The organism is Pseudomonas sp. BIGb0164, assembly GCF_024810135.1.
Lineage (GTDB): Bacteria > Pseudomonadota > Gammaproteobacteria > Pseudomonadales > Pseudomonadaceae > Aquipseudomonas.
Genome location: NZ_JANUEA010000004.1, coordinates 369,836 through 396,138 on the forward strand (window position 1 = coordinate 369,836; position 26,303 = coordinate 396,138).

Annotated in this window: 19 protein-coding genes; 1 reads left to right on the plus strand and 18 read right to left on the minus strand. The window is 62.6% G+C overall.

Annotated elements, in window-relative coordinates; all coding sequences use genetic code 11:
* Positions 1 to 215 precede the first annotated feature (215 nt).
* The 12 genes from hutG to hutC form a co-directional block, all read right to left on the minus strand.
* Positions 216 to 1,016 carry an N-formylglutamate deformylase gene (hutG, locus tag M2394_RS13025; protein ID WP_259172746.1) on the minus strand — a complete coding sequence of 267 codons (801 nt, stop codon included), beginning with the start codon at positions 1,014 to 1,016 and terminating at the stop codon, positions 216 to 218.
* A 12-nt stretch (positions 1,017 to 1,028) separates the two neighbouring features.
* Positions 1,029 to 2,234, minus strand: a complete 1,206-nt coding sequence (gene hutI / locus M2394_RS13030; RefSeq protein WP_259172747.1) for an imidazolonepropionase — start codon at positions 2,232 to 2,234, stop codon at positions 1,029 to 1,031.
* 15 nt (positions 2,235 to 2,249) lie between these two features.
* Positions 2,250 to 3,659, minus strand: coding sequence for an amino acid permease (locus M2394_RS13035; RefSeq protein WP_178918563.1), 1,410 nt, complete (start codon positions 3,657 to 3,659; stop codon positions 2,250 to 2,252).
* Between the two features lie 201 nt (positions 3,660 to 3,860).
* Complete coding sequence (gene hutH, locus M2394_RS13040; protein ID WP_178918562.1) at positions 3,861 to 5,399, minus strand: histidine ammonia-lyase; 1,539 nt, start codon at positions 5,397 to 5,399, stop codon at positions 3,861 to 3,863.
* A gap of 114 nt (positions 5,400 to 5,513) precedes the next feature.
* Positions 5,514 to 7,037, minus strand: coding sequence for a histidine ammonia-lyase (gene hutH, locus M2394_RS13045; protein WP_259172749.1), 1,524 nt, complete (start codon positions 7,035 to 7,037; stop codon positions 5,514 to 5,516).
* 137 nt (positions 7,038 to 7,174) lie between these two features.
* Entirely contained in the window at positions 7,175 to 7,999 is an 825-nt protein-coding gene (locus M2394_RS13050) for a glycine betaine/L-proline ABC transporter ATP-binding protein (protein ID WP_050572407.1), read from the minus strand.
* Positions 7,996 to 8,847, minus strand: a complete 852-nt coding sequence (locus tag M2394_RS13055) for a proline/glycine betaine ABC transporter permease (protein ID WP_178918560.1) — start codon at positions 8,845 to 8,847, stop codon at positions 7,996 to 7,998. Before M2394_RS13055 ends, M2394_RS13050 begins: the two co-directional genes overlap by 4 nt.
* Positions 8,848 to 8,919: 72 nt before the next feature.
* Positions 8,920 to 9,885, minus strand: coding sequence for an ABC transporter substrate-binding protein (locus M2394_RS13060; RefSeq protein WP_178918559.1), 966 nt, complete (start codon positions 9,883 to 9,885; stop codon positions 8,920 to 8,922).
* A 69-nt stretch (positions 9,886 to 9,954) separates the two neighbouring features.
* Complete coding sequence (locus M2394_RS13065; protein ID WP_259172750.1) at positions 9,955 to 11,403, minus strand: cytosine permease; 1,449 nt, start codon at positions 11,401 to 11,403, stop codon at positions 9,955 to 9,957.
* Between the two features lie 168 nt (positions 11,404 to 11,571).
* Positions 11,572 to 13,242: a urocanate hydratase gene (gene hutU / locus M2394_RS13070; RefSeq protein ID WP_178918557.1), complete on the minus strand. Its 1,671-nt coding sequence runs from the start codon at positions 13,240 to 13,242 to the stop codon at positions 11,572 to 11,574.
* A 386-nt stretch (positions 13,243 to 13,628) separates the two neighbouring features.
* Positions 13,629 to 14,189: a HutD family protein gene (locus M2394_RS13075; RefSeq protein ID WP_259172752.1), complete on the minus strand. Its 561-nt coding sequence runs from the start codon at positions 14,187 to 14,189 to the stop codon at positions 13,629 to 13,631.
* Positions 14,186 to 14,896 carry a histidine utilization repressor gene (gene hutC / locus M2394_RS13080; RefSeq protein ID WP_259172907.1) on the minus strand — a complete coding sequence of 237 codons (711 nt, stop codon included), beginning with the start codon at positions 14,894 to 14,896 and terminating at the stop codon, positions 14,186 to 14,188. Before hutC ends, M2394_RS13075 begins: the two co-directional genes overlap by 4 nt.
* A gap of 147 nt (positions 14,897 to 15,043) precedes the next feature.
* Between hutC and M2394_RS13085 the strand changes: the two genes are divergently transcribed.
* Positions 15,044 to 16,408: a formimidoylglutamate deiminase gene (locus M2394_RS13085; protein WP_259172753.1), complete on the plus strand. Its 1,365-nt coding sequence runs from the start codon at positions 15,044 to 15,046 to the stop codon at positions 16,406 to 16,408.
* A gap of 116 nt (positions 16,409 to 16,524) precedes the next feature.
* On the opposite strand, the gene M2394_RS13090 is transcribed toward M2394_RS13085, so the two are convergent.
* The 6 genes from M2394_RS13090 to M2394_RS13115 all read right to left on the minus strand — a co-directional run bounded on the left by M2394_RS13090 (position 16,525) and on the right by M2394_RS13115 (position 26,201).
* Positions 16,525 to 17,094, minus strand: coding sequence for a lipocalin family protein (locus tag M2394_RS13090; RefSeq protein WP_017734862.1), 570 nt, complete (start codon positions 17,092 to 17,094; stop codon positions 16,525 to 16,527).
* A 30-nt stretch (positions 17,095 to 17,124) separates the two neighbouring features.
* On the minus strand, positions 17,125 to 17,379 hold the full coding sequence (locus tag M2394_RS13095; protein WP_105697716.1) for a hypothetical protein: 255 nt from the start codon (positions 17,377 to 17,379) through the stop codon (positions 17,125 to 17,127).
* 175 nt (positions 17,380 to 17,554) lie between these two features.
* Entirely contained in the window at positions 17,555 to 18,565 is a 1,011-nt protein-coding gene (locus M2394_RS13100; protein ID WP_060754592.1) for a class 1 fructose-bisphosphatase, read from the minus strand.
* A 95-nt stretch (positions 18,566 to 18,660) separates the two neighbouring features.
* Positions 18,661 to 20,016, minus strand: a complete 1,356-nt coding sequence (locus tag M2394_RS13105) for a DUF3999 domain-containing protein (protein WP_259172756.1) — start codon at positions 20,014 to 20,016, stop codon at positions 18,661 to 18,663.
* Entirely contained in the window at positions 20,016 to 23,546 is a 3,531-nt protein-coding gene (locus tag M2394_RS13110; RefSeq protein ID WP_259172757.1) for a DUF2339 domain-containing protein, read from the minus strand. Before M2394_RS13110 ends, M2394_RS13105 begins: the two co-directional genes overlap by 1 nt.
* A gap of 204 nt (positions 23,547 to 23,750) precedes the next feature.
* Positions 23,751 to 26,201 carry a glycogen/starch/alpha-glucan phosphorylase gene (locus M2394_RS13115; protein ID WP_176997274.1) on the minus strand — a complete coding sequence of 817 codons (2,451 nt, stop codon included), beginning with the start codon at positions 26,199 to 26,201 and terminating at the stop codon, positions 23,751 to 23,753.
* Between the last annotated feature and the right edge of the window lie 102 nt (positions 26,202 to 26,303).

Below are 26,303 nucleotides of genomic sequence, written 5' to 3' on the forward strand. Positions count from 1 at the left end.
ACTCGGCAGTTTTTATTGTGGGGAATGGCGTCTGGTGCGCCGTATCCACAACCTTACCCAGCGGGATCTCGATAAACACGACCTGTGGCGACTGGCAGTTGCACAGAGGCGACCGTGAGGGCCTCATCGCAGGCAAGCCCGCTCCCACAATTTGACCCCATTCTCATGTTGAAACTCGGTCAAAGGTGGGAGCGGGTTTGCTCGCGAAAGCAATTTCAGCCGTAACGCTTCTGCCCCCAGGCCAGCACGCCTTCCAGCAATTGCTTCAACACCACCTGCGTCGGCGCAGCCAAGTCCGGCCGATACCGGAACGGCTCAACCTCTTCCATATACGTGCTCTGGCACAACTCCAGCTGCACCGCGTGAATATCCTGCGCCGGGTTGCCGTAATGCCGGGTGATGTGGCCACCCTTGAAACGCCCATTGAGCACATGGGTGTACTGCGGGTGCTGGGCGCAGATGGCTTCCAGCTGGCTGGCCAGTTCCGGGTCGCACGCGGCGCCGTTGAAGGTGCCGAGGTTAAAGTCCGGCAATTTGCCGTCGAACAGGTGCGGAATCACCGAGCGGATCGAGTGCGCATCGAACAGCAAGGCGTAGCCGAACTCGGCCTTGAGCCGGGCAAGTTCTTCTTGCAGAGTGCGGTGGTACGGCCCCCAGATCTTTTGCAGGTAGGTCACGCGCTCTTCCTCGGACGGCACCTGTCCCTCAAGGAACAATGGCACACCATCGAACAGGGTCGCCGGGTACAGCCCGGTAGTGGCACCGGCATAGAGCGGTTTGTCGTCCGATGGCCGGTTCAGGTCGATCACGAAGCGCGAATACTCCGCCGCCAGGGTGCTGGCGCCCAGTGCTTCGGCAAAATCGTACAGCGTAGGGATATGCCAATCGGTGTCCGGCAGGCTTTGTGCTTCGGGGATCAACCCGGCTTCGACCGCAGGCGTGAGCCGCAAGCCAGCGTGGGGCATGCTGATCAGCAGCGGTACGCGGCCTTTTTTGAACGTCAGAACCTTATCCACAGCAGCACTCCTTCATACAGTGACGTCGGCGCCATGGCGCACGACGCGTTTATCCAGCTCGCCACCCAGCCAGTAGGCCAGGTCGGCGGGACGATCAATCTGCCAGGCGACAAAATCGGCCACCTTGCCCACTTCCAGGGATCCGTGGGTATCGCCCATGCCCAGCGCGGTCGCCGCGTGGGTGGTGGCGCCGGCCAGGGCTTCTTCCGGAGTCATGCGGAACAGGGTGCAAGCCATGTTCAACATCAAGCGCACCGACAGCGCCGGCGAGGTGCCGGGGTTGAGGTCGCTGGCGATGGCAATTTTCACGCCGTGCTTGCGCAGGGCGTCCATCGGCGGCAACTGGGTTTCGCGCAGGAAGTAGAAAGCGCCCGGCAGCAGTACCGCGACGGTGCCGGACGCGGCCATGGCGATGGCGTCTTCTTCGGTCATGAACTCCAGATGATCCGCCGACAACGCGTGGTAACGCGCCGCCAGGCTGGAGCCGTGCAGCGACGACAGTTGCTCGGCATGCAGCTTCACCGGCAGGCCCAGTTGCTGCGCGACGTTGAATACACGCTCCACCTGCTCGGTGGAAAACGCCAGGTATTCGCAGAACGCATCCACCGCATCCACCAGCCCTTGCGCCGCCAGGGCCGGCAGCATCTCGGTGCAGATATGGTCGATGTAGTCGTCGGCGCGGTCCTTGTACTCCGGTGGCAATGCATGGGCCGCCAGGCACGTGGCCCGTATGCTGACCGGCAGCGCGTGCCCGAGGCGACGGGCTACGCGCAGCATCTTGCGTTCGTTGACCAGGTCCAGGCCGTAGCCGGACTTGATTTCCACGGTGGTCACGCCGTCACGCAGCAGGCTGCGCAGGCGTTTCTCAGCGCTGGCAAACAGTTCATCCTCGGTCGCGGCGCGGGTGGCGCGTACAGTGCTGGCAATGCCGCCACCCTTGGCTGCGATCTCGGCGTAGCTCACGCCTTGCAGGCGCTGCTCGAACTCGCCACTGCGATTGCCACCGAACACCGTGTGGGTGTGGCAGTCGATCAGCCCGGGGGTGACCCACGCGCCTTGCAGGTCATGCACCTGGGCGTATTCCGCCGTAGGCACCTGACTGCGGGGTCCGATCCACTCGATGAGCGAACCGGCGGTGACCATGGCGGCATCCTCGATGATCGAGTACTTGCCCTGGGCCATGGTTGCGACGTGGCAGTGTTGCCAAAGCGTTTTCATCAACGCCTCCCTAGATTAACGATGAGACAAAGCCGGGTCGTGATGGACCTTGGCCGCTTGCCCGGCCGCAGGCTTGACCCACAGCAGGTAGGCCACGACCAGCAGCACGATCCATACGGCGCCGACCAGCAAGGCGGCCTGGGTGTCCGGGAAGTAACCCAGCACACCAAACACGAACAGCATGAAGACGATGGCGGCGGCCGGCGCATACGGCCAGAACGGCACCGGGAATTTCAGTTCGGCGACCTGCTCCGCTGTCATGGAGCGGCGCATGGCGACCTGGGTGAACAGGATCATCAGCCACACCCACACCGTGGCGAAGGTGGCAATCGAGGCGATCAGCAGGAACACGTTTTCCGGGATCAGGTAGTTGAGCACTACGCCGCCCAGCAGCGCTGCGCCCATCACCACCACGGTCATCCATGGCACGCCGTGCCTGGACAACTGCGCAAACCCCTTGGGTGCCTGCCCTTGCTGGGCCAGCCCGTACATCATGCGGCCGGCGCCGAAGATGTCGCTGTTGATGGCCGATACGGCCGCCGAGATCACCACGATATTGAGAATGGTCGCGGCCGAGCCGATGCCGAGGTTGCTGAAGATCTGCACGAACGGGCTGCCCTGGCTGCCGATCTGCGGCCACGGGTAGATGGCCATCAGCACGAACAACGTCAGCACGTAGAACAACAGGATGCGCAGCGGCACGGCGTTGATCGCCTTGGGGATCACACGTTGCGGGTCCTTGGCTTCACCCGCGGTGATGCCGATGATTTCGATGCCGCCAAACGCAAACATCACCACCGCGAACGAGGCGATCAGGCCGCCGACGCCGTTGGGCATGAAGCCGCCGTGGGCCCACAGGTTGCTGAGGCCACTCGCTTGGGTTTCACCCGCCGAGTGGATGCCGAACAGCATGATGCCGAAACCGCCAAGGATCATCGCGACGATGGCGCCAACCTTGAGCAGCGACAGCCAGAACTCCATTTCGCCAAACACTTTGACGTTGCACAGGTTCAGGCCGCCGATCAAAAACACAATGCCGAGCACCCAGACCCAACGCGCGACGTCGGGAAACCAGAAGCCCATGTAGATGCCGAATGCAGTGACGTCAGCCAGGCAGACGATGATCATTTCAAACGCGTAGGTCCACCCGAGAATGAACCCGGCCATGGGGCCCAGGTAAGTGCTGGCGTACTGGCCGAACGAGCCCGCTACCGGGTTGTGCACGGCCATCTCGCCGAGGGCGCGCATTACCATGAACACGGCGGCACCGCCGATCAGGTAGGCCAGCAGCACGGCCGGGCCGGCCATCTGGATGGCGGAGGCGGAGCCGTAGAACAGCCCGGTGCCGATCGCGGAACCGAGTGCCATGAAGCGAATATGTCGGGCGCTGAGCCCGCGTTTCAAACCCTTTTCTTGCTGGAGCATTTCTCGTCCCTAATTATTCTTATCCTGAGAAAAATTCAGAGCCTGACGCCCATCACTGTAGTGAGCGGGCTTGCCCCGCGCTGGGGGGCGAAGCCGCCCTGATCAGGCCGCCGCGTTGTATCAGGTATAACGGCGGTGGCTGTTTTGGGGCGGCTTCGCCACCCAGCGCGGGGCAAGCCCGCTCACTACACGATGTTGCGTTTAGAGGCTTGGCAGCAACTTGGCCGGCACCAGCTCATTCAGGCAGCGGCTGGCGAGCAGTTCGCTGGCGGCGTTGATGTCCGGGGCAAAGAAACGGTCCTTCTCATAGAACGCCACTTTGTCGCGCAGGATGCCGCGCGCTTTCTCAAGCTTGGCCGAGGTCTTGAGACCGTCACGCAGATCCAGGCCCTGGCACGCGGCCAGCCACTCGACCGCCAACACACCACGGGTGTTTTCAGCCATTTCCCACAGGCGCTTGCCCGCCGCCGGGGCCATGGACACGTGGTCTTCCTGGTTAGCGGACGTCGGCAGGCTATCCACACTGTGCGGGTGGGCCAGCGCCTTGTTCTCACTGGCAAGCGCAGCAGCGGTCACCTGGGCGATCATGAAGCCGGAGTTCACCCCGCCATTGCCCACCAGGAACGGCGGCAGTTGCGACATGTGCTTGTCCATCATCAGCGAGATACGGCGCTCGCTCAGCGAACCGATTTCGGCGATGGCCAGGGCCATGTTGTCAGCGGCCATGGCCACGGGTTCGGCGTGGAAGTTACCACCGGAGATCACGTCGCCTTCGGCGGCAAACACCAGTGGGTTATCCGACACGGCGTTGGCTTCGACCACCAGCACTTCAGCGGCCTGGCGGAACTGGGTCAGGCACGCGCCCATGACTTGTGGCTGGCAACGCAGGGAGTACGGGTCTTGTACCTTGTCGCAGTTCTGGTGCGACTGGGACACCTGGCTGCTTTCACCGAGCAGGTCGCGATAGGCTGCCGCTGCATCGATCTGCCCACGCTGACCACGCGCAGCATGAATGCGTGCGTCGAACGGCGAGCGCGAACCCAGCACCGCTTCCACAGTGAGCGCGCCGCACGCCAGGGCGCCGGCGAACAGGTCTTCGCCTTCGAACAGGCCGCGCAGTGCGTAAGCGGTGGACACCTGGGTGCCGTTGAGCAGCGCCAGGCCTTCTTTGGCGGCGAGAGTCAGCGGCGTAAGGCCGGCGACTTTCAGCGCGTCGGTGGCTTCCAGCCATTCACCTTTGTGGCGCGCCTTGCCTTCGCCCAGCAGCACCAGGGACATGTGCGCCAAGGGCGCGAGGTCACCGGAGGCACCGACCGAACCTTTGAGTGGAATGTGCGGGTATACCTCGGCGTTGATCAGCGCGATCAGCGCATCGATCACTTGGCGGCGGATCCCGGAGAACCCACGGCTGAGGCTGTTGACCTTGAGCACCATGACCAGCCGCACCAGCGCATCGCTGATCGGCTCACCGACGCCGGCGGCGTGGGACAGCACCAGAGAACGCTGGAGGTTTTCCAGGTCTTCGCTGGCGATGCGGGTCGAGGCCAGCAGGCCGAAACCGGTGTTGATGCCGTAGGCGGTGCGGTTCTCGGCGAGAATCTGCTCCACGCAGGCCACACTGGCATCGATCTGCGCCGTGGCGCTGTCATCCAGACTGAGGGTTACCGGCTGCTGGTAGATGGCCCGCAGTTGGGCGAGGCTCAGTTGGCCTGGAATCAGGTTTAGCGCAGTCACATTCATGCTCCTTTTGAGAGTGTTGTTAACTACCAGTCGCTCCGGATGCTTCCGTTATCCGCCGCGGCCCTCTTTTAGAGCGACACGCGGCTTGGCACGCTGGTTATTGTTGGAAAAACTTCAGTGCAAATTCGGCAAGGTGCGCTGCAGCAGAGCGGCGTCCTTGAGCAAGGCGGCGGTGGTGGCGATGTCCGGCGCGAGCCAACGGTCCTGTTCATAGGCCGGCACCCCTTCACGCAGCAATCGCCAGGCGCTGTCGGTGCCGGCGCCGAAACGCTGGTCCTTCAAGAACTCGAACGCCTGGGCCGCCAACAGGTACTCGATGGCGAGGATCTGGGTCACGTTGGCCAACACCTGGTGCAGCTTGAGCGCGGCATTGGTGCCCATGCTCAGGTGGTCTTCCTGCAGGCCCGAGGTGACGAAGTTGTCGAGCACAGCCGGTTGCGCCAGCTGGCGGTTTTGCCCGCACAGGGAGGCGGCGACGTACTGCACGATCATCATCCCGGAGTTGACCCCCGGGTTGCTCACCAGGAACGCCGGCAAGCCGCTGACGTGCGGGTTGATCAAGCGGTCCAGGCGGCGTTCGGCCACGGAACCGATCTCGGCCATGGCGATGGCGAGCATGTCGGCGGCCAGTGCCACGGACTGCCCGTGGGGGTTGGCCTGGGACATTACGCGGTAGTTGTCCGGAGTGCCGAGCACCAGCGGGTTGTCGGTGGCGCTGTTGAGTTCGGTCTCGATCTGGCGGGTGGCGTGCTCGACCTGGTCGCGCGCGGCGCCGTGAATCTGCGGGATCGAACGGATGCTCAAGGCGTCCTGGGTGCGTATGCCTTTGCTGCTGGCGATCACTTCGCTGCCGTCGAGCAAGGCGCGCAGGTTGATGCCCACTTGCTGCATGCCCGGGTGTGGCTTGAGCGCGATAATTTCTTCATCAAAGGCGTCGATCTGCCCGCGCAGGGCTTCAAAACTCATGGCGCCGATCACATCGGCCCATTGCAGCAGGTGGTGGGCATCGGCCAGGGCCAGGCAGCTCAGGCCGGTCATGCACGGTGTACCGTTGACCAGGCACAGGCCGTCTTTGGCGCCGAGCACCACCGGGTGCAAACCTTCTGCGCTTAATGCCTCTTGCGCCGAAACGATCTTGCCCCGGTAACTCACATCACCGACGCCCAGCAAGGCCACGCCGACATGGGCCATGTGGGTCAGGTAACCCACCGACCCCTGGGACGGTACTTGTGGTGTGATGCCATGGTTGAGCAGCGCCAGCAGCGAATGCACCACCTGCGGATGCAGGCCGGATTTGCCGTGGCTGTAGTTGATGATGGCAGCGCAGATGATCGCGCGGGTCTGCTCGTCGCTGAGCACCGGACCGACGCCGCAGGCGTGGCTCAGCAGCGTATTGCGCGACAGTTGGCTGAGCTGCTCGCCCTTGAGCGACACATTGCACAGCGCGCCCAGGCCGGTGTTCACGCCGTAGGCGCGTTCGCCGCTGGTGACAATGCGCTGCACGATGGCTTGTGCGTTGTCGATGCGCGCCCAGGCCTGGCCCGAGAGTTCGAGGATCGCGCCGTGACGGGCGACGGCGACCACGTCCTGCCAGCGCAATGGCGTGTCCGCGATGGTGATTTTTGTTGGCTGGGACATCTTCATACCTTCTCTAATGCTTATGCAGCCTTACCGGCCTCTTCGCGAGCAAGCCCGCTCCCACAGGGGGAATGCATTCCAAATGTGGGAGCGGGCTTGCTCGCGAAGGGGCCAGCCAGCTCACCATAAGATCCGGGTCAGACCACCGCCGCCCGCCGCTGTACGAACCGGTCCACATACTCATCCGCCGGCGAGTGCAGGATCTCCCGAGGCGTGCCGACCTGGATCAGCTTGCCGTCCTTGAGGATCGCAATGCGGTTGCCGATGCGCACCGCTTCATCAAGGTCGTGGGTGATGAACACGATGGTTTTGTGCAGGGTCTTTTGCAGTTCCAGCAACTGGTCCTGCATCTCGGCGCGGATCAGCGGGTCGAGGGCGCTGAACGCTTCGTCCATCAGGATGATGTCGGTGTCGGCCGCCAGGGCGCGGGCCAGGCCAACGCGCTGGCGCATGCCGCCGGAGAGCTGGTGCGGGTATTTGTTTTCGTAGCCTTTGAGGCCCACGGTTTCGATCCAGTGCAGGGCGCGCTCGGCGCAGACCTGCTTGGTTTCGCCACGCACCTTCAGGCCGTAGGCGACGTTGTCGAGCACGCTCTTGTGGGGCAACAGGCCGAAGCTCTGGAACACCATGCTGATCTTGTGCCGACGGAATTGGCGCAGGGCTTCCATGTCCAGCTGCAGGATGTCTTCGCCGTCCACCAGGATCGCGCCGCTGGTAGGATCGATCAGGCGGTTGAAGTGGCGCACCAGCGTGGATTTGCCGGAACCCGACAGGCCCATGATCACGAAGATCTCACCGGTGCCGATGCTCAGGGACAAGTCGTTCACGCCGACCACGCAGCCGGTCTCGGCCAGCACCTGGTCCTTGGTCTTGCCTTGGCCGATCAGCGACAGCGCGTCCTTGGAACGGGCGCCGAAGATCTTGAAGACGTTTTTAACTTCAATTTTGCTGACAGTAGTCATTTGCTCGCCTCATGCCGTGGACGACCATAGGCCTGGGTAATGCGGTCGATGACCACTGCGAGAATCACAATCGCCAGCCCGGCTTCGAGGCCGCGACCGACGTTGAGGGTCTGGATGCCGACCAGCACGTCTTCACCCAAGCCACGGGCACCGATCATCGAGGCGATCACCACCATCGACAGCGCCATCATGGTGGTCTGGTTGATACCGGCCATGATGCTCGGCAACGCCAGCGGCAGTTGTACGCCGAACAGTTGCTGCCAGCGGTTGGCACCGAAGGCGTTGATGGCTTCCATGACTTCGCCGTCGACCTGGCGAATGCCCAAGTCGGTCAGGCGAATCAGCGGCGGCGCAGCGTAGATCACCGTGGCGAAGATCGCCGGGACCTTGCCCAGGCCGAACAGCATCAATACCGGGATCAGGTACACGAAACTCGGCATGGTCTGCATGATGTCGAGCAACGGCATCAGCACCGAACGCAGGCGATTGCTGCGCGCCGACAGAATGCCCAGCGGGATGCCGATCAGCACCGAGATCACCGTGGCGACCATCATCAGGGCCAGGGTCTGCATCAGTTTGTCCCACAGGCCGACCGCGCCCACCAGGAACAGCAAACCGACGATCACCGCCGTGGTCACCACCTTGCGGGTGGCGTGCCAGGCAACGCCGGCAACGATGGCCAGCATCAGCCACCACGGCGCTGCGCGCAGCAAGCCTTCCAGGTTGACGATGGCCCACAGCAGGGTGTCGGAGATGTGCCGGAACACATCGCCGTAGTTGGTGACCAGTGAATCCACCCAACCGTTGACCCAGTCGGCAATGGAAAACGTAAAACTCTCAGGAAACATATCGTGCTCTCGATCCAGTGGGTTGTGGCCAAGTGCCCGGCCAGCCCCTCAGGGTAGCCGGGCACACTTGACCTACAAGGCCGCGTCGATTTTCTTGGCTGCGTCGTCGCTCACCCATGCGTGCCAGACTTCAGGATGTTCCTTGAGGAAAATTTTCGCCAGTTTTGGCGATTCAATTCGCTCTTTGGCCATGCGACCGAGGTTCTGGTTCAGCAGGTCGATAGGCAGGTTGACCTTTTCCAGCACGGCCACCAGCTCTGGCGCCTGCTCGTGGAAGGTCTTGGACAGACCGACCTTGATGCTCACGCTTTTATCCACGCCAGGTTTTTCTTCCAGCTTGACCAGGTCGACCTGGCCCATCAGCGGCGTCGGCGACCAGTAGTAGAACAGGATCGGCTCGCCGCGCTTGTAGCTCGACAGCACCGCCGCATCCAGCGCCGGGCCGGTGCCTGGACGGAAGTTGGTGTAGGAGTTTTCCAAGCCATAGCTTTTCAGCATTTCGCTGTTGTCCAGCTCGCAGGTCCAGCCGGCCGGGCAGTTGTAGAAACGCCCCTTGGACGGCTCTTCCTGGTCCTTGAACACCGAGGCGTATTTGGCCAGGTCGGCGATGTTTTTCAGGTCCGGCGCCTTGGGTTCCAGCTTGCGCTTGGCATCGCCTTCGATCACATAGCGCGGCACGTACCAGCCTTCGATGGCACCCACCACCGGCGCACCAACGCCGACAACTTTGCCGGCCTTCTCGGCCTTGTTCCAGACTTCACTGCGGCCCACCCATTCTTCGGCGAAGATCTGGATGTCGTTGCTGCTCAGGGCGTTTTCCATGGTGATGGAGTTGCCCGGCAGACTGTCGGTTTTGCAGTCGTAGCCTTTTTCCAGCACGGTTTGCAGGATGTCGGTGAGCAACATGCCGCTTTCCCAGTTAAGGCCGGCGAACTTCACCGGCTTGCCGGATTCGCACCAGCCGGCCGCCTGGGCGCCAGCACTGGCCAACACGCCCGCAGAGAACACAGTGGCCAACAGGGTTTTATTCATCTTCATTGTTGTGACGCTCCCAATCTTGAAATGGATTACGGCAGTCAGTAGGCATCCTGCCCTGTCCACGTCCCATCAGGCTTGTACCGCCAGCCCGTTTGTCGTCGTTGGTGCAGCGCCCTGCTCTGCTGGCAGGATCAGGTGTTCAGGAATTGCGCTGTGCCACTTTTTGGCGGCCCAGTAATACAGTGCAGCGGGCACCACCAAGCCGATGATCCAGGAGATATCGGTGTCACCGAGGCTGGCGACGAGGGGGCCGGTGTAGAAGTGCGTCGAGATGAACGGCATCTGGATCAGCACGCCGAACACATAGATGCTGATGCCCATCAGGTTCCAGCGGCCGTAGCGACCGTTGGGATTGGACAACGCAGGAATGTCATAGCGCTCTTTGGTGATGCAGTAGAAGTCCACCAGGTTGATCGCACTCCAGGGCGTGAAAAACGCCAGCAGGAACAGGATGAACGCGGAGAAATCCTTGAGGAATGAGTCTTTTCCCAAAAGTGCCAGCGCGGCGGCAATCGAGACCATCAGGAAGATGTACAGCAGGCGTACCGCACTCGAGATGTGCCGGCTGCCACGAAAACCGCTGATGATCGTCGCGATGGACATGAAGCTGCCGTAGGCATTGAGGGTGGTCACGGTGACCTTGCCGAAGGCGATGCTGAAATACAGCAGCGCCGCGACAATGCCGGTGCCGCCCAGGCCGACGATAAACGAGACTTCGTGGTGGGCGAATTGCGCGCCGGCCAGGGCCGCCGCGAACACACCAAACACCATCGACGCCTGCGCCCCGATCACCGACCCCAGGCCAACGGCCCAGAAGGTTTTCGACGCGCTGGTGCTGCGCGGCAAATAGCGCGAGTAGTCCGCCACATACGGGCCGAACGCGATCTGCCAGGACGCCGACAACGAAATCGCCAACAGGAAACTGCTCAGGGAAAAGTGCTTGTTGCCCAGCAACGCAGCCACGTCGTTACCCGCCAACAGTTTGTAGAACAGGTACACGAACGCAACCACGCCGAGCACACTGGCCACGCGACCAATGCCGTGGATGACGCGGTAGCCGAAAATGGTGAACACCATGATCAGCCCGGCAAACAACACGATGCCGACCCAGTCTTCCACGTGCAGCAACTGCGCCACCGCCTGCCCCGCCAGCAACGAGCCGCTGGCCGAGAAGCCGATGTACATCAGGCACACCAGCACCAGCGGGATCACCGCCCCATACACACCAAACTGCACACGGCTGGAAATCATCTGCGGCAAGCCCAGTTGCGGGCCTTGTGCCGCATGCAACGCCATCACGCCACCGCCCAGCAGTTGGCCGATCAGCAGACCGATCAACGACCAGAACACATCACCGCCCAGCACCACAGCCAGGGCCCCGGTGACAATCGCGGTGATCTGCAGGTTGGCACCCAGCCACAGGGTGAACTGGCTCAATAGACGACCATGTCTTTCCGCTTCCGGGATGTAGTCGATCGAGCGCCTTTCGATCAACGGGGTGGTGTCATTTGCAGCCATGTTGTTCAACCTCTGATGGATTGTTTTTGTGTGCATTGCTGTTCTGTGGGAGCTGGCTTTTGTAGGAGCTGGCTTGCCTGCGATGCAGGCGACTCGGTCTGTCAGTCAAACCGAGGTGATGCCATCGCAGGCAAGCCAGCTCCCACACAAGCCCGCTCCCACATTGAGTTACTTGATCATTGGGAGGTTGAGGCCCTGTTCTTTGGCGCAATCGATCGCGATCTGGTAGCCGGCGTCTGCGTGGCGCATCACACCGGTGGCCGGGTCGTTGTGCAGCACGCGGGCGATACGCTCAGCGGCTTCGTCGGTACCGTCGCAGACGATCACCATGCCGGAGTGCTGGGAGAAGCCCATGCCGACGCCGCCACCGTGGTGCAGCGACACCCAGGTCGCGCCGCTGGCGGTGTTGAGCAAGGCGTTGAGCAGTGGCCAGTCGGACACGGCGTCGGAACCGTCCTGCATGGCTTCGGTTTCGCGGTTCGGGCTGGAGACCGAACCGGAGTCGAGGTGGTCACGGCCGATCACCACCGGTGCCGACAGCTCGCCGCGGCGTACCATTTCGTTGAATGCCAGGCCCAGCTTGGCGCGCTGGCCCAGGCCGACCCAGCAGATACGCGCCGGCAGGCCCTGGAAGCTGATGCGCTCGCGCGCCATGTCCAGCCAGTTGTGCAGGTGGGCGTCGTCCGGGATCAGCTCTTTGACTTTGGCGTCGGTCTTGTAGATGTCTTGTGGGTCGCCCGACAGCGCCGCCCAACGGAACGGGCCGATACCACGGCAGAACAGTGGGCGGATGTAGGCCGGTACGAAACCCGGGAAGTCGAAGGCGTTTTCCACGCCTTCTTCCTGGGCCATCTGGCGGATGTTGTTGCCGTAGTCGAAGGTCGGGATGCCTTGTTTCTGGAATTCCAGCATAGCTTTGACGTGCACGGCCATCGACTGCTTGGCGGCCTTGATCACGGCAGCCGGTTCGGTCTTGGCGCGGGCGCGGTATTCGTCCCAGGTCCAGCCGGCTGGCAGGTAGCCGTTGAGTGGGTCGTGGGCACTGGTCTGGTCGGTGACCATGTCTGGGCGCACGCCGCGCTTGACCAGTTCCGGCAGGATCTCCGCCGCGTTACCCAGCAGGGCGATGGAGATGGCCTTGCCTTCCTTGGTGTATTTGGCGATGCGGGCCAAAGCGTCGTCGAGGTCGGTGGCTTGTTCGTCGACATAACGGCTGTTCAGGCGGAAGTCGATGCTGACCTGCTGGCATTCAATGTTCAGCGAGCAGGCGCCGGCCAAAGTAGCGGCCAGAGGCTGGGCGCCGCCCATGCCGCCGAGGCCGGCGGTGAGGACCCAGCGGCCGGTCAGGTCGCTGTTGTAGTGTTGGCGGCCGGCTTCGACGAAGGTTTCGTAAGTGCCTTGGACGATGCCCTGGCTGCCGATGTAGATCCAGCTGCCGGCGGTCATCTGGCCGTACATGGCCAGGCCCTTGGCATCCAGTTCGTTGAAGTGTTCCCAACTGGCCCAGTGCGGCACCAGGTTGGAGTTGGCGATCAGTACGCGCGGCGCGTTGCTGTGGGTCTTGAACACGCCAACCGGCTTGCCGGACTGCACCAGCAGTGTCTCGTCGTCGTTCAGGTTAGTGAGGCTCTCGACGATCTGGTCGTAGCACTCCCAGTTGCGCGCGGCACGGCCGATACCGCCGTACACCACCAATTCTTTCGGGTTCTCGGCCACTTGCGGGTCGAGGTTGTTCATCAGCATGCGCAGCGGCGCTTCAGTCAGCCAGCTTTTGGCAGTGAGCTTGTTACCGTGGGCGGCACGGATTTCGACGTCACGGTATTTTGTAGGCTTGGTCACAACAAGAACTCCTCGGCGATCGATGCGCGAACATGGATGGTGCGAAGGAGAGTCTTACGCACACATCTTTACTTGTACATACAAGCATATGCAATCAAGCGGCCAACTTGGCGAGGGGGTTGTCGAGATTTTTTTGGAAAGCACGCGCAAGCCTTGGAAATTAAGGCTTCGGGGCTTGATGAAATTTCTTACGGAGGATTTTTACAGCGAGAGAGGTTTAGCGCGTTGGCGTGGTTTTGCGCCACGCTGGGGCATTCGGTAACAAATTGGTGCGGGGTCTGGAAACAGTTTTTATCAACACGACAAAACAACTGTAGGAGCCGGCTTGCCGGCGATGGCGGTGTGTCAGATACACCGCTATCGCCGGCGAGCCGGCTCCTACAGGGTTATTCGTGTGGGGTCAGTTCGATGATGCAGCTGCGGCCGGCTACGGAGATATCCAGCAGGCCAGTGTTACCGTCCACTTGCAGGCAGTCGTGGTGACCGAGCTTGTGGTCCAGCACCTTCACTTCATCCGCCACACTGAACACCAGCACGGTCTGCGCGGTCGTGAAGAACTGCTGCACGCCGTCCACCCATTGCAACCGCGCGTGGTAACGCTGGGGCGAGTAGATCAGGTTGAAGTCGCGAATCGGCCCGGTGATCAGGCGACAAGACACCTGGCTGTCACCTTTGAACGCGAACGGTTGCAGCGGTAACAAACCGCGCTGTTCCTCACCGTCGACCGTCAACACCATGCCTGCACCCTGGATCACGGTAATCACGCGCTGGTAACCGGCGAAGGTAGAGAACCCGCCCGACTCGCCAATGTCGGCAATCGACAGGCGCCAGCCAAAGCCATCGAGCCCTGCGCCGGCATCACGGGTGATTTCTTCGGTGCTGCCACCGCCGTTTTTCCACGGCATGCGCACGTAATCGGCGGCACGCCAGACTTTCACTGCACTCATTTACTGAAACGTCCTTCCAGGCTATGACGGGAACCGGGGTGGATCAAACGCGCGGCGGTCACCGGCTGGCGGCCCGACCAGGTGCGTCGACGGATCAACAGGCACGGCTCGGTGGGCTCGATCTGCAGCAGCTTGCACTCGGCGGCGTCGGCCAGGATCGCCTCAACCACGTGCTCGCCTTCAGTGAGCGGTGCCACCTGGTTCAAATAGGCGTAAGGGGTTTGCTGGGTGAAATCCTGCTGCAGGTATTCCGGTGCGACCAGGGCGTTGACGAAACGGTCTTCGATTTGCACGGGAATGTCGTTTTCGAAGTGCACGATCAGCGAGTGGAATACGCGCCCGCCTTCACGCATCTCCAGGGCGACCGCACGCTCGGAGCCGGCAGCCTCTTCGCCCAGGTGGATGACCTGGCAAGTGTGCCGATGCCCACGGGAGGCGATCTCATCGGCAATGTTGTGCACTTCAAACAGCGCTGACTGGCTCTTGGGCTCGGCGACGAATGTGCCCACGCCTTGCATGCGCACCAGCAACCCTTCGGCGGTGAGCTCGCGCAGGGCGCGGTTGATGGTCATGCGGCTGAAGCCCAGTTCGCTGACGAGTTCGCTCTCGGACGGCACGCGGTAATGGGGCGGCCAGTTGCCGGTGAGAATCTGCTGGCTGATCATCTGTTTGACGCGGGCATACAAGGGCGCCGGACTTTCGTCCATGTGGGCAGCCAGCGAAGAGTTGGCGGGCGGAGTCGGCACAGGGAATCCTTGCAGGTGGAAAAGATGCATAGATTGCCGGAGTTTACCGAGCAGGCAAACGTCTGTATATGTATATACAAATAAACACACGACCGGGGTGCCTTGATCATGTCCGCTTTCTTTGCCGAACGCGCGCTGCTGCCTAATGGATGGGCCAATGATGTACGTCTTGAAGTCAGCGCCGATGGCCTGCTGACAAAGGTTGAGGCCAATGCCAGTGCAGAGGGCGCTGAACGGCTGAGAGGCCCGGTTCTGGCGGGCATGCCGAACTTGCACTCCCATGCGTTCCAGCGCGCCATGGCCGGTTTGGCCGAAGTAGCGGGCAACCCGAATGACAGTTTCTGGACCTGGCGCGACCTGATGTACCGCATGGTCGGCAAGATCAGCCCGGACCAATTGCAGGTCATCGCACGTCAGCTGTACATCGAGATGCTCAAGGCTGGCTACACCTCCGTCGCCGAATTCCACTATGTACACCATGACGTCAGCGGCCAGCCGTACGCCGACCGCACCGAGCTGTCGCGCCAGATCAGCCTGGCGGCGGCCAACAGCGGGATTGGCCTGACGCTGTTGCCGGTGCTTTATACACATTCCGGGTTTGGTGGCCAGGCGCCGAATGAAGGCCAGCGGCGCTTTATCAACAGCACCGAACACTACCTGGACCTGCAGGCCCGCTTGAAGCCTATCCTCGCCGCACAGCCGGCCCAGCAGTTGGGCTTGTGCTTTCACTCCCTGCGCGCCGTCACGCCCCAGCAGATCAGCGACGTGCTGGCGGCCAGCGACAAGGCGTGCCCGGTGCATATCCACATCGCCGAACAGCAAAAGGAAGTCGACGACTGCCTGGCCTGGAGCGGCAAGCGACCTCTGCAGTGGCTGTATGACAACGTCGAGGTCGATGAGCGTTGGTGCTTGGTGCACGCCACCCATGCTGATGCCGACGAAGTGAAGCGCATGGCAGAGAGCCGTGCGATTGCCGGTTTGTGCCTGACGACTGAGGCCAACCTGGGGGACGGTATTTTCCCGGCCGTGGATTTCCTCGCCCAGGGCGGACGCATGGGTATCGGTTCCGACAGCCATGTCTCGCTGAGCGTGGTGGAAGAATTGCGTTGGCTGGAATACGGCCAGCGCCTGCGCGATCAGCGGCGCAACCGGTTGTATCGCAGTGATCAGCCGATGGTGGGGCGCACGCTGTTTGATGCTGCGCTGGACGGTGGCGCTCAAGCATTGGGGCAACCGATAGGTCGCCTGGAAGTGGGTAAACGTGCGGATTGGATTGTGTTGGACGGCAGTGATCCGTATCTGGCGACAGCCACAGAAGACGGGATTCTCAATCGCTGGTTGTTTGCCGGGGGTGATCGGCAGGTGCGGGATGTGCTGGTGAACGGCAAGTGGGTGGTGCGCGATGGGCATCATGCTGGTGAGGAAGACAGCAATCGCGCATTCACACAGGTGTTAAAGGACTTACTCGGTTAAAACTGTGGGAGCGGGCTTGCTCGCGAAAGCGGTGTGTCAGCCACTGCATCTGGTACTGATATACCGCGTTCGCGAGCAAGCCCGCTCCCACATTTATGATCGGCGGTGACCCAGGCTTATTGCGAGGTCTTAGCCATCTGTTTGTCCGACGTGCGCCAGATCAAACGTGTGGTGTCGTACCCCTGCTGCCGCGCCCTGCTCAGCAGGTCCTCGCGGGTGTCGGCATTCACGGTTGGCGTGCGCGACAGGATCCACATGTAGCGTCGGCTGGGGCTGCCCACAATCGCGGTCTTGTAGTCATCACTGACGTACAGCACCCAGTAGTCGCCCTTGGCGACGCCCGGCAGTAACGACGTGAACCAGTTATTGAATTCCACCCAGAGCTTGTCGGTCTTGCCCGGTACTTGCGGCGTGGCCGTGCCTTTGGCTTCTTCCCACTTCCATTCGGTCGTCAGGCAGCGGTTGAACACCGACATGTCGCCATCGGGCAACAGCGTGTAACGGGCTTCGGACTGGGCGCAGTTGCGCTGGAAGTACATCGGCAATCGGGCCAACTCATACCAGGTGCCCTGGTAACGCTTGAGGTTGACGTTGCTCGCTGTCTTGGGTTGCAGATCGTCGCCAGAATGGCTGGCGCAGCCCGCCAAAAACAGGCTGGCACAAAGGTATAAAACAAAACGCATCATTCTTTTTCTCCCGCAGGCTCGCGCCCCGGTTTACTTCAGGCCTTGCCCGGAAAACATCAGAACTTTGTCACCGGCGTATTGCACGCTGATAAAGCTGTTTTTATCGCCCCACGTGCAGCTGGACATGCCCAGTGCGCCGGAACAATCGGTCGGCTTGCCCAGCAACGACTCCACCTCAGCCTTGGCCATGCCAGCCGACAGCTTCGCGTAATTTTCCTGATTGACCTTGCTGCAGGCGGCCAAAAGCACGCAAAAAGTCAGCAGGGCGAGACGGCGTAACGACATGGGATAACTCCTGGAGAGACGAAGCAGCGTGGGTATCTGCCAGAAGCTTAGAAGGGAAAAGGGGTGTCTGGTTCCCGATGAGCAAAAACAAAAAAACCCCGAAACGCTGAAACGTTTCGGGGCTTCTTCAAGGGTGATCCGGCTCACAACAACGCAGATGACCGGTCGCCGCCACTTACTGCTTGTGGTAGGCGGTCACGCGCTCAACTTCTTCCTTCGAACCCAGGAACACCGCCACACGCTGGTGCAGGCCTTCAGGCTGGATGTCGAGGATGCGCTGATGGCCGTCGGTGGACGCGCCACCCGCCTGCTCGACCAGGAAGGACATCGGGTTGGCTTCATACATCAAGCGCAGCTTGCCCGGCTTGGACGGCTCGCGGCTGTCGCGTGGGTACATGAACAGGCCACCACGGGTCAGGATACGGTGTACGTCAGCCACCATCGCAGCGACCCAGCGCATGTTGAAGTTCTTCTTCAACGGGCCTTCCTCGCCTTCCATCAACTCGTTCACGTAGCGCTGCACCGGGGCTTCCCAGTGGCGCTGGTTGGACATGTTGATGGCAAATTCCTGGGTGGAGGCAGGAATGGAGATGTCTTCGTGGGTCAGCACGAAGCTGCCCATTTCACGGTCCAGGGTGAAGCCCTTGACGCCGTCGCCCAGGGTCAGTACCAGCATGGTCTGCGGGCCGTAGATCGCGTAGCCGGCCGCGACCTGCTCGGTGCCCGGCTGCAGGAAGGCCTTTTCGTTCAGGGCTTCGTTCTGGCTCAGGTATTCGTTCGGGCAACGCAGTACCGAGAAGATGGTGCCGACCGGTGCGTTGATGTCGATGTTGGAGGAGCCGTCCAGTGGGTCGAATACCAACAGGTACGCGCCTTTCGGGTATTTACCCGGGATCTGGTAGGCGTTGTCCATTTCTTCGGACGCCATGCCGGCCAGGTGACCGCCCCATTCGTTGGCTTCGAGCAGGATCTCGTTGGACAGCACGTCGAGTTTCTTCTGCACTTCGCCCTGCACGTTTTCAGTGCCCATGCTGCCCAGGACACCACCCAGTGCGCCTTTGGACACGGCGTGGCTGATTTCCTTGCAAGCACGCGCCACCACTTCGATAAGGAAGCGCAGATCGGCAGGCGTGTTGTTGCTGCGGGTCTGCTCAATCAAATAGCGACTCAAGGTAACGCGGGACATGTAAGGCTCCGGAGAATGGGGGGCTAAAAACCCGCGCAGTTTAACGCGAGTCGGGGCTTATTTCCTCTCATCAGAGGATTTAACACCAATAGAGTTCACGGTTTGGCCACGGGCTTGCGCAACAGACTGTAGGCCATGCCTCCCAGCGCCGCCACGCCGAGCAGAAGTACAGCCCACAGGCCCAGCTTCTTCCAGTCGGCACCAACAGGGGGCGACACAGCTGCAACCGACGCACTGACCACCGCCTCGCCCACGGTCCTGGCCTGCCCCAGGGTCTTCAGGCGCTCGGCGCTGTAGTCGGGAATCAGAGTCGATAATGGCAGGTTCGCCGCCTTCACGGCGCCATTGCCCAGCGCCAAGGTGAACGGCGGCTCACCCCGCGCCAAAAACACCAGTTGCGTGGAGCGTACGGCAAAACGCACGGCCGGTGCGTCGACGCCCAGGCCACCGCCGCGCTCGTCCACCTGCAATTTGAGTTCGGCCACAGCCTGGCCCGGCAACGGCAACTCATCCTGCACCACCTCCTGGCCATTCTGGGCCAGGCGATACAGCAAGCCATTGCTCAGGGGTTGCCAGGCTTGGTTGGCTTCACGCCGCCCCGCCAGCGTCACCGGCGCCAGCGTGTTGGGCTGTTTCAACTCGATGCGCAGGCGCTCGACATTCAGCCCCGTCGGCAGTTGCCAGCTGTACTCCCCCGCCTTGAGCCGCGTGCCCGACAACGGCTGCGACCACACCAATGGCATTGGCAGGCTGCTGCGGGTGGCGCTGGTCAACTTGGCCGACGTCAGCAGCGGCGCGGCCTGCCCCTGCCAGACCAATCGCAGGTAACGCGCCGACTGCCCCGGCAAGCTGACGTCATGCTGCTCGACCCGTTCGTCGGCAAACGACAGGCGCGCCACCTGGCCATCGCCCCACGATTCCCAGTGCTGCAAGTCGTCGCTGGCTTCGATGCTGAAACGCTGGAACCCGTCCTGCTCCCGGCTCCAATCCAGGTTCAGTTGCTGCAACGGCGCCTTGATCGCACTGGCGTCCAACACCCACCCGCGCAGCACCTGCTTGCCGGGCTTGGGCGCGGTGGCTGGCTTGATCTCCACCAGGGCACCCTCGGTAGTGGCCTTCATCACCACGCCCGGCAACGCCTGTTGGGTATCAGCGGCGTACAGCGGGAACCACTTCACGTCGGTCACCGCGCGACTTTCGGTGGGCTGCGACGATTGACGGGACAACGCATAGGCCTGGAGTTCACCCGCCGCGTTGAACACCCGCACATCACTGAGATCCGCCTGGCGCGCGCTCAACTGCACCGCCAGCGGCAGCTCCAGGCGATACCAGGGGCCGTTGCCGCTCACCGCCAGCGGCACATGCGTGGTGAAGTCGGCCGGCCCTTCCTGGGCAACTGCCGCCGCGCACGCCATCCATACCGCCAACCCGCCCAGACTCAACTTGCCCATCAAGAAGACGCTCCTTCGGTTTCAATCACAGGTTCGGCACGTTTAGGGGGCAGCGGCGCAAAGTAGCCCACCACCAGCAGCAACCCGCCCACGCCGATAAACGACACAATCCGCGCCAGGCCGCCGCGGTTGCTCAGCTCGACAAAGAACAGCTTGGCCACCACCAGCGCAATCAAGGCCGCGCCGATCAGCCACACTTCGCGACGATGGCGCAGGTGGCCGCCGATCATCAGGCCGAGGGCGATCAGCGTCCACACGATCGACAGTCCCGCCTGCACCAGCATGGATTCGAGCAACGCATCCAGCTGGAACGGCACACCGCCCCAATGATGAGCGGTGCGCATCACCAGGGCCGTAAAGAACGCAAACAACGAAATACCGGCAACACCCTGGGCGATCAGTTCCACCCTCGGCCCGCGTTGCGGCGCCACGCTGCGTGACCACAGGTAAACGCCCAACAGCGCAAACAGCAGGCCCAGGTCCAGCGGGTTGAGCAACGGTACGTAGGGCAGCGGCTTGGCCACGCCATCGCTGAACGTGTTTGCCAGCCAGAACCAGCCGAGCATCAGCACCGCCAGCGGCAATGCCGCCAGCACGCGGTATTCACGCGGGTACGCCGACACCGGCCATGGCCAACTGCGTGGTGCGGCTGCCAGTACCAGGTACAGGCTTGGCAGGATCGCCCAGCCCAACCAGCGCCAGGCGTTGTATTCGGCCGACAGAGACAGCAGACCATAACGCAGCTCCAGCGCCAGCACGCCGATCAGCATCCAGCAGCCCAGCACGTGGGCTACGCTCAGCACCTTGCCAGGCACGACGGCCGCCAGGCGCCGCAGCGAAATGAAATGCACCGCAAACACGGCGAACCAGGCCAGCCAGCCGAACTGCGCAGCCGGGTGGTAGTAGGCATGGGCAGACACCAGCAACACCACGCCGGCAGCCGGCATCAGCAACGTGCACAGCATGCCCAGCGACGCCCAGCGCAGGCGCTCGGCCAGCAGTGCCCAGATCGCCACGCTGATCGCGGCGATGCCCAGCAGGAAAGCGCCTTGCAATTCCTGCGGGACAAACCGCAGCACTTCTCCGGCCAGCGCCAGCGTCCACCAGGCCGCGCCCCACACCAGCAGCAGGTCGGACAGCCGTTGCAGTTTCAGTACGTCAAACACCGGCGCATGGGGTTCGCGCTGCAAACGCCAGGCGCCCACGAGCGCCGCCAGGCCCAGCACCATCGGCGTCCAGAAACCGCTGTGGGCCAGCGGACGCAAACCTTCGCTCGCCAGCGGCCCCAGCAGTTGCGGCACCGAGAGCAGGAACGAAGCACCGCCAACCACCTGCAGCAGCAAGCCGAATACAAAGCTGACGCGCTGTTGCAGGTACAGGCTCAGCCAGATGATCAACACCCCACTGGCCGCCCACACACCGCTGGCGCTTTCCCACGGCAGCACGAACAGCACCGCGAGATTGATCAGCACCAGCCCCGCCAGCAGCACCACTGACAGCCCGCGCAGCAAGCGCACATCACCGCGCACCATATCGTCACGCGCCGCCAGCAGCATGCCGCCAACCAATGCAAGGCCGATCAGCGATGCCGTCAGCAAACCGCCCCAGCCCGCACTGAACACCGCCGCCCCATCGCCGCCCTGCAAGCGCAACAGGAACAACGCGCCGCCCAGCAACTGCACGGCGAACGCACTGAACAGGAAGGTGCGCGAGCCGATGCGCAAGCCGACAAACAGTGTCGCCAGGCCGGCGAGGGCCCAACTGATGGCCGTGCCTTGGGCCTGCAACAGCAACGGCGCCAGCAGGTAAAGGAAGCCCAGGCCCAGGCTCGCCAGCACCGGCAAGCCTTTGCGTTCCCACTCCGACGCCTGCTCGGTGGAGGCTTTGCGCAGTTGATCGAAACTGAACAGCAGCGCAGCGCCCAGCAGCAACGCGCCCAACGGCGCGCCGTCGAGCAGGCTGTGCTCCCCCATGCGCAACTCGCTGAGGAACGCCACCGCCGAGCCCAGTTGCAGCAACAAACCGAAGGCCCGCGCCAGCGGCCGCTGTTGGCGCACACCCAGCCACAGTATCCCGGCGCCTTCCACGGCCCATGCCGCAGCGGTCCAGCGCGCATCCAGGCCCAGGGGAATCGCCAGGCTGGCGAAGATCACGCCCAGAGCCAAGCAGGTCTCCGCCAGCAGCAACGCGCGCCCGCCACTGAGCATGCGAGCCAGGGCCATGTAGATAATGCCCAGGCCGAGGGCACTGAACGCCGCCGCGAATTCCAGGTGCTGCACCAGCGCAAACTGCAAGCCAAAGCCCACCAGCGGCGGGCCGAACAGCATGCTGCCGTCGACATAGTCACCCTTGGCCGCCGACCAGCGCAGCAGGGCGCTACGGCTGTCGTCCTCAGGGGCGTCGCGCATCTCCAGCAACTTGCGCCGGGCGAACAGCAGGCCGATGGCCAGGTACATCAGGAAAAACAGGATCAGGAAGGGTTCGGTGCTCCACAACAACTCCGGCGTGTAAGAGCGCATGCCCCACGCAAAGCCGATGCCGAAGGTGCCGACAAAGCCGATCAGGTTGAGCAGGCGCCAGGCCTTGAACCAGGCGATGGCGAGGATGCCGGCGTTGAGCAGCGCGAAATAGCTGAACAACGCCACATGGTTACCGGCACCGGTAGAGGTGAGGATCGGCGCCGCAAAACCGCCCAACGCCGCCGCGCAGGCCAGGCCCAAGGCGTCCTGGGTAATCGCCAGGATCGCCGAGAACACCGTCACCGCCACCAACAGGCCCAGCGCCGCCCCGGGGTCGATCAGCGGGTGCAGGCGCATCGCGGCAAACACCGTCAGGTACAGCACCGCGATCCCGGTGCCTTGCAGCATCAGCCCGTAATTACTGTTACGCAGGCGCAGCCACCAGCCCAAGCCCAGCAGGCCAACCGCGGCTGCGGCAACGCCGGCGTAACGCAGCTCGATCGGCACCACCATGCCTTCGGTGGCGTAGCGCAGCAGGAAAGCCAGGCCGAGGAACAACAGCACCACGCCAACCCGCAGCACGGTGTTGCCACCCAACAGCCAATTGCGCGCACCGCTGATGGCGCGCTCGATCAGGTTGGGACCACGGGGTGTCACGGGCTCAGCGGGACGTGGGGCGGGAGCAGCTGCCCAGACGTCATCCGGCAGCGGTTGGCTGGGCTCGGCAACCATCGCCACGGGCACCAGTTCGGCGGGCAGCTCCCAGACAAGCTCAGGCGCCTCAGCGACAGGAGTGGGTTGAGGTTCGGGTTCAGGGGCGACGGGCTCGGCAGCAATACTGCTCGCCGGGGCAGGCACTTCCAGTTGCCGCAGGCGTTCGCCCAATGCGATCAGCGCCTTCTGCGTGGTTTCCAACTGACGTGCTTGCTGGTTAGCCTGGGACGACAGCATCGACAGGCGAATCGCCTGGCCGATCCCCAACCCCAGCAGCGCACCAAAACCGGCATCGGTGAACGACTCATCGAGTGTCCAGCCGAGTGCCAGGCCAATCAGCATGAAAATCCATTGCATGGTCGATATCCCTAAGCAGCCCGAAGCGGGCAAACCGAGGCCTAGTATATCGACGCGGAACCAATGTGGGAGGGAGACTTGTATGGGAGCGGGCTTGCTCGCGAAAGCGGTGGGTCAGTAACAGATGAGTTGCCTGACACGCCGTCTTCGCGAGCAAGCCCGCTCCCACACAAGTCTCCCTCCCACATTTCGGTATTGCGGTGGTCAGTCGAGGGCTTTCCAGATCTCGGTCGCGTATTCGCGAATGGTGCGGTCCGAGCTGAACCACCCCATCCGCGCCGTATTCAACACCGCCGAACGCCACCACGCCTTGGAGTCGTGCCAATGCGCTTCGACCCGTGCCTGGGCGTCCCAGTACGAATCGAAGTCGGCACACACCAGGAAACGGTCGTAATCGATCAGCCCGTCGATCAGGCCCACGTAGCGGCCCGGATCATCCGGCGAGAACACCCCGCCACGGATCGCCTGCAACACATCATTGAGGCGATGGGAGGCCGCGATGTCCGGCCCGGCATTGAACTCGCCGGCGTGCTTGCGCGCCTCCACTTGTTGAGCGCTCAGGCCGAAGATGAACATGTGTTCGGCACCGACGCGCTCGTGCATCTCCACGTTGGCGCCGTCCATGGTGCCGATGGTCAGCGCGCCGTTGAGGCCGAACTTCATGTTGCTGGTGCCCGAGGCCTCGAAGCCTGCGGTGGAGATCTGCTCCGACAAGTCGGCGGCGGGAATGATGCTCTCCGCCAGGCTGACGTTGTAGTTGGGCAGGAACACCACCTTGAGCAACCCGCGCACGGTCGGGTCGTTGTTAACGGTGCGCGCGATGTCGTTGGTCAGCTTGATGATCAACTTGGCCTGGTGATAACTGGCCGCGGCCTTGCCGGCGAAAATCTTAACCCGTGGCACCCAGTCGGTGCCGGGCTCGGCGCGGATGGCCTGGTACAGCGCCACGGTGTGCAGCAGGTTGAGCAGCTGGCGTTTGTACTCGTGGATACGCTTGACCTGCACGTCGAACATCGCCGCCGGGTTCACTGAGATGCCCAGGCGCTCGTGGATGATGTCTGCCAGGGCACGCTTGCTGTGCAGGCGCTGCTCGGCGAAGGCTTTGCGGAACGCCTGTTTCTCGGCGAACGGCTCTAGCTCCACCAGGCGTTGCTCGGGCTTGTCGAGGATGTCCGGGCCCAACGCTTCCACCAACATGTCGGTGAGCTTGGGGTTGGCCTGGTACAGCCAACGACGGAAGGTGATGCCGTTGGTTTTGTTGTTGATGCGCTCCGGGTACAGCTTGTGCAGTTCGGAGAACACCGTGCTGCGCATCAACTGGGTGTGCAAACCGGACACGCCGTTGACGCTATGGGAGCCAAGAAACGCCAGGTTGCCCATACGCACGCGGCGGCCGTTATCTTCTTCGATCAGCGACACGGCGCGCAGCACGTCAAAATCGTGGATGCCTTTGGCCCGCAGCGAGTCAATGTGCTGGGCGTTGATCAGGTAAATGATCTGCATGTGCCGCGGCAACATGCGCTCCATCAAGCCGACCGGCCAGGTTTCCAGGGCTTCGGGCAAGAGCGTGTGGTTGGTGTAGGAAAGGGTCTCAACGGTGACGTCCCACGCGGCTTCCCACGGGATGTCGTGCAGGTCCACCAGTTGGCGCATCAACTCGGCCACGGCGATGGACGGGTGGGTGTCGTTAAGCTGGATTGCGGCATGCTCGCCCAGGCTCAGCACCGAGCCGTGCATGTTCTTGTGGCGGCGCAGCAGGTCTTGCAGGGAGGCGGCGACGAAAAAGTATTCCTGGCGCAGGCGCAGTTCCTGCCCTGCTTCGGTGCTGTCGGCCGGGTAAAGCACCCGGGAGATGCTTTCGGCACGGGCCACTTCGGCGACGGCGCCCAGGTGGTCACCGGCGTTGAAGCGCTCCAGGTGCAGGTCTTCCACGGCCCGGGCACGCCACAGGCGCAAGGTGTTGACGCTTGCGCCGCGCCAGCCGACCACCGGGGTGTCATAGGCCACCGCGCGCACGGTTTCGTTGGGCGTCCACACCTGGATCATCTTGCCCGAGGCATCGGCCTTGGTCTCGACACTGCCGCCAAAGCCGATCGGGTAGATCACTTCAGCCCGCTCGAACTCCCACGGGTTGCCGAAATCCAGCCAGCGCTCGGTCTGCTCTTGCTGCCAGCCATCAACAATCGCCTGGCGGAACAAACCATGCTCATAGCGAATGCCATAACCGTGGCCGGCAATGCCCAGGGTCGACATGCTTTCCATGAAGCACGCCGCCAGGCGGCCCAGCCCCCCGTTGCCGAGCGCCGCGTCGGGCTCCAGCAAGCGGATGCGCTCCAGGTCCACGCCCAGCTCGGACAGGGCGTCGCGTGCGATTTCCAGCACACCCAGGTTGCTCAGGCTGTCGTAGAGCAGGCGGCCAATCAGGAATTCCAGGGAAAGGTAATAAACCCGCTTCTGACCTTTGCGGTAGATATGCCGCGTATGGTTCATCCAGTGGTCGACCATCTGGTCGCGCGCGGCCAGGGCAATGGCTTCGAACCAGTCGTGGTCGAAGGCGTGATCCGGGTCCTTGCCCACCGCGTAGGTGAGTTTGGTCAAGACGGCATCGCGAAATGCGGCTACCTCTGCTTCTCGTGCAAGCGGTTCCTGAGACATCGGTGCGACCTCGGGCGAGATAGAAGGAGTGGCTAGAGCCTAGTCGGTCTGACAGACGGTAGACGCTCTGGTTCGGCACTTTTTTAACGCATTTACCTTTGG

Coding starts and splice junctions, on each gene's coding strand:
- hutI (WP_259172747.1), bottom strand. CDS start 2,234: ATGAAAACGCTTTGGCAACACTGCCACGTCGCAACCATGGCCCAGGGC.
- M2394_RS13035 (WP_178918563.1), bottom strand. CDS start 3,659: ATGCTCCAGCAAGAAAAGGGTTTGAAACGCGGGCTCAGCGCCCGACAT.
- hutH (WP_178918562.1), bottom strand. CDS start 5,399: ATGAATGTGACTGCGCTAAACCTGATTCCAGGCCAACTGAGCCTCGCC.
- hutH (WP_259172749.1), bottom strand. CDS start 7,037: ATGTCCCAGCCAACAAAAATCACCATCGCGGACACGCCATTGCGCTGG.
- M2394_RS13050 (WP_050572407.1), bottom strand. CDS start 7,999: ATGACTACTGTCAGCAAAATTGAAGTTAAAAACGTCTTCAAGATCTTC.
- M2394_RS13055 (WP_178918560.1), bottom strand. CDS start 8,847: ATGTTTCCTGAGAGTTTTACGTTTTCCATTGCCGACTGGGTCAACGGT.
- M2394_RS13060 (WP_178918559.1), bottom strand. CDS start 9,885: ATGAAGATGAATAAAACCCTGTTGGCCACTGTGTTCTCTGCGGGCGTG.
- M2394_RS13065 (WP_259172750.1), bottom strand. CDS start 11,403: ATGGCTGCAAATGACACCACCCCGTTGATCGAAAGGCGCTCGATCGAC.
- M2394_RS13075 (WP_259172752.1), bottom strand. CDS start 14,189: ATGAGTGCAGTGAAAGTCTGGCGTGCCGCCGATTACGTGCGCATGCCG.
- hutC (WP_259172907.1), bottom strand. CDS start 14,896: ATGGACGAAAGTCCGGCGCCCTTGTATGCCCGCGTCAAACAGATGATC.
- M2394_RS13085 (WP_259172753.1), top strand. CDS start 15,044: ATGTCCGCTTTCTTTGCCGAACGCGCGCTGCTGCCTAATGGATGGGCC.
- M2394_RS13090 (WP_017734862.1), bottom strand. CDS start 17,094: ATGATGCGTTTTGTTTTATACCTTTGTGCCAGCCTGTTTTTGGCGGGC.
- M2394_RS13095 (WP_105697716.1), bottom strand. CDS start 17,379: ATGTCGTTACGCCGTCTCGCCCTGCTGACTTTTTGCGTGCTTTTGGCC.
- M2394_RS13100 (WP_060754592.1), bottom strand. CDS start 18,565: ATGTCCCGCGTTACCTTGAGTCGCTATTTGATTGAGCAGACCCGCAGC.
- M2394_RS13105 (WP_259172756.1), bottom strand. CDS start 20,016: ATGGGCAAGTTGAGTCTGGGCGGGTTGGCGGTATGGATGGCGTGCGCG.
- M2394_RS13110 (WP_259172757.1), bottom strand. CDS start 23,546: ATGCAATGGATTTTCATGCTGATTGGCCTGGCACTCGGCTGGACACTC.
- M2394_RS13115 (WP_176997274.1), bottom strand. CDS start 26,201: ATGTCTCAGGAACCGCTTGCACGAGAAGCAGAGGTAGCCGCATTTCGC.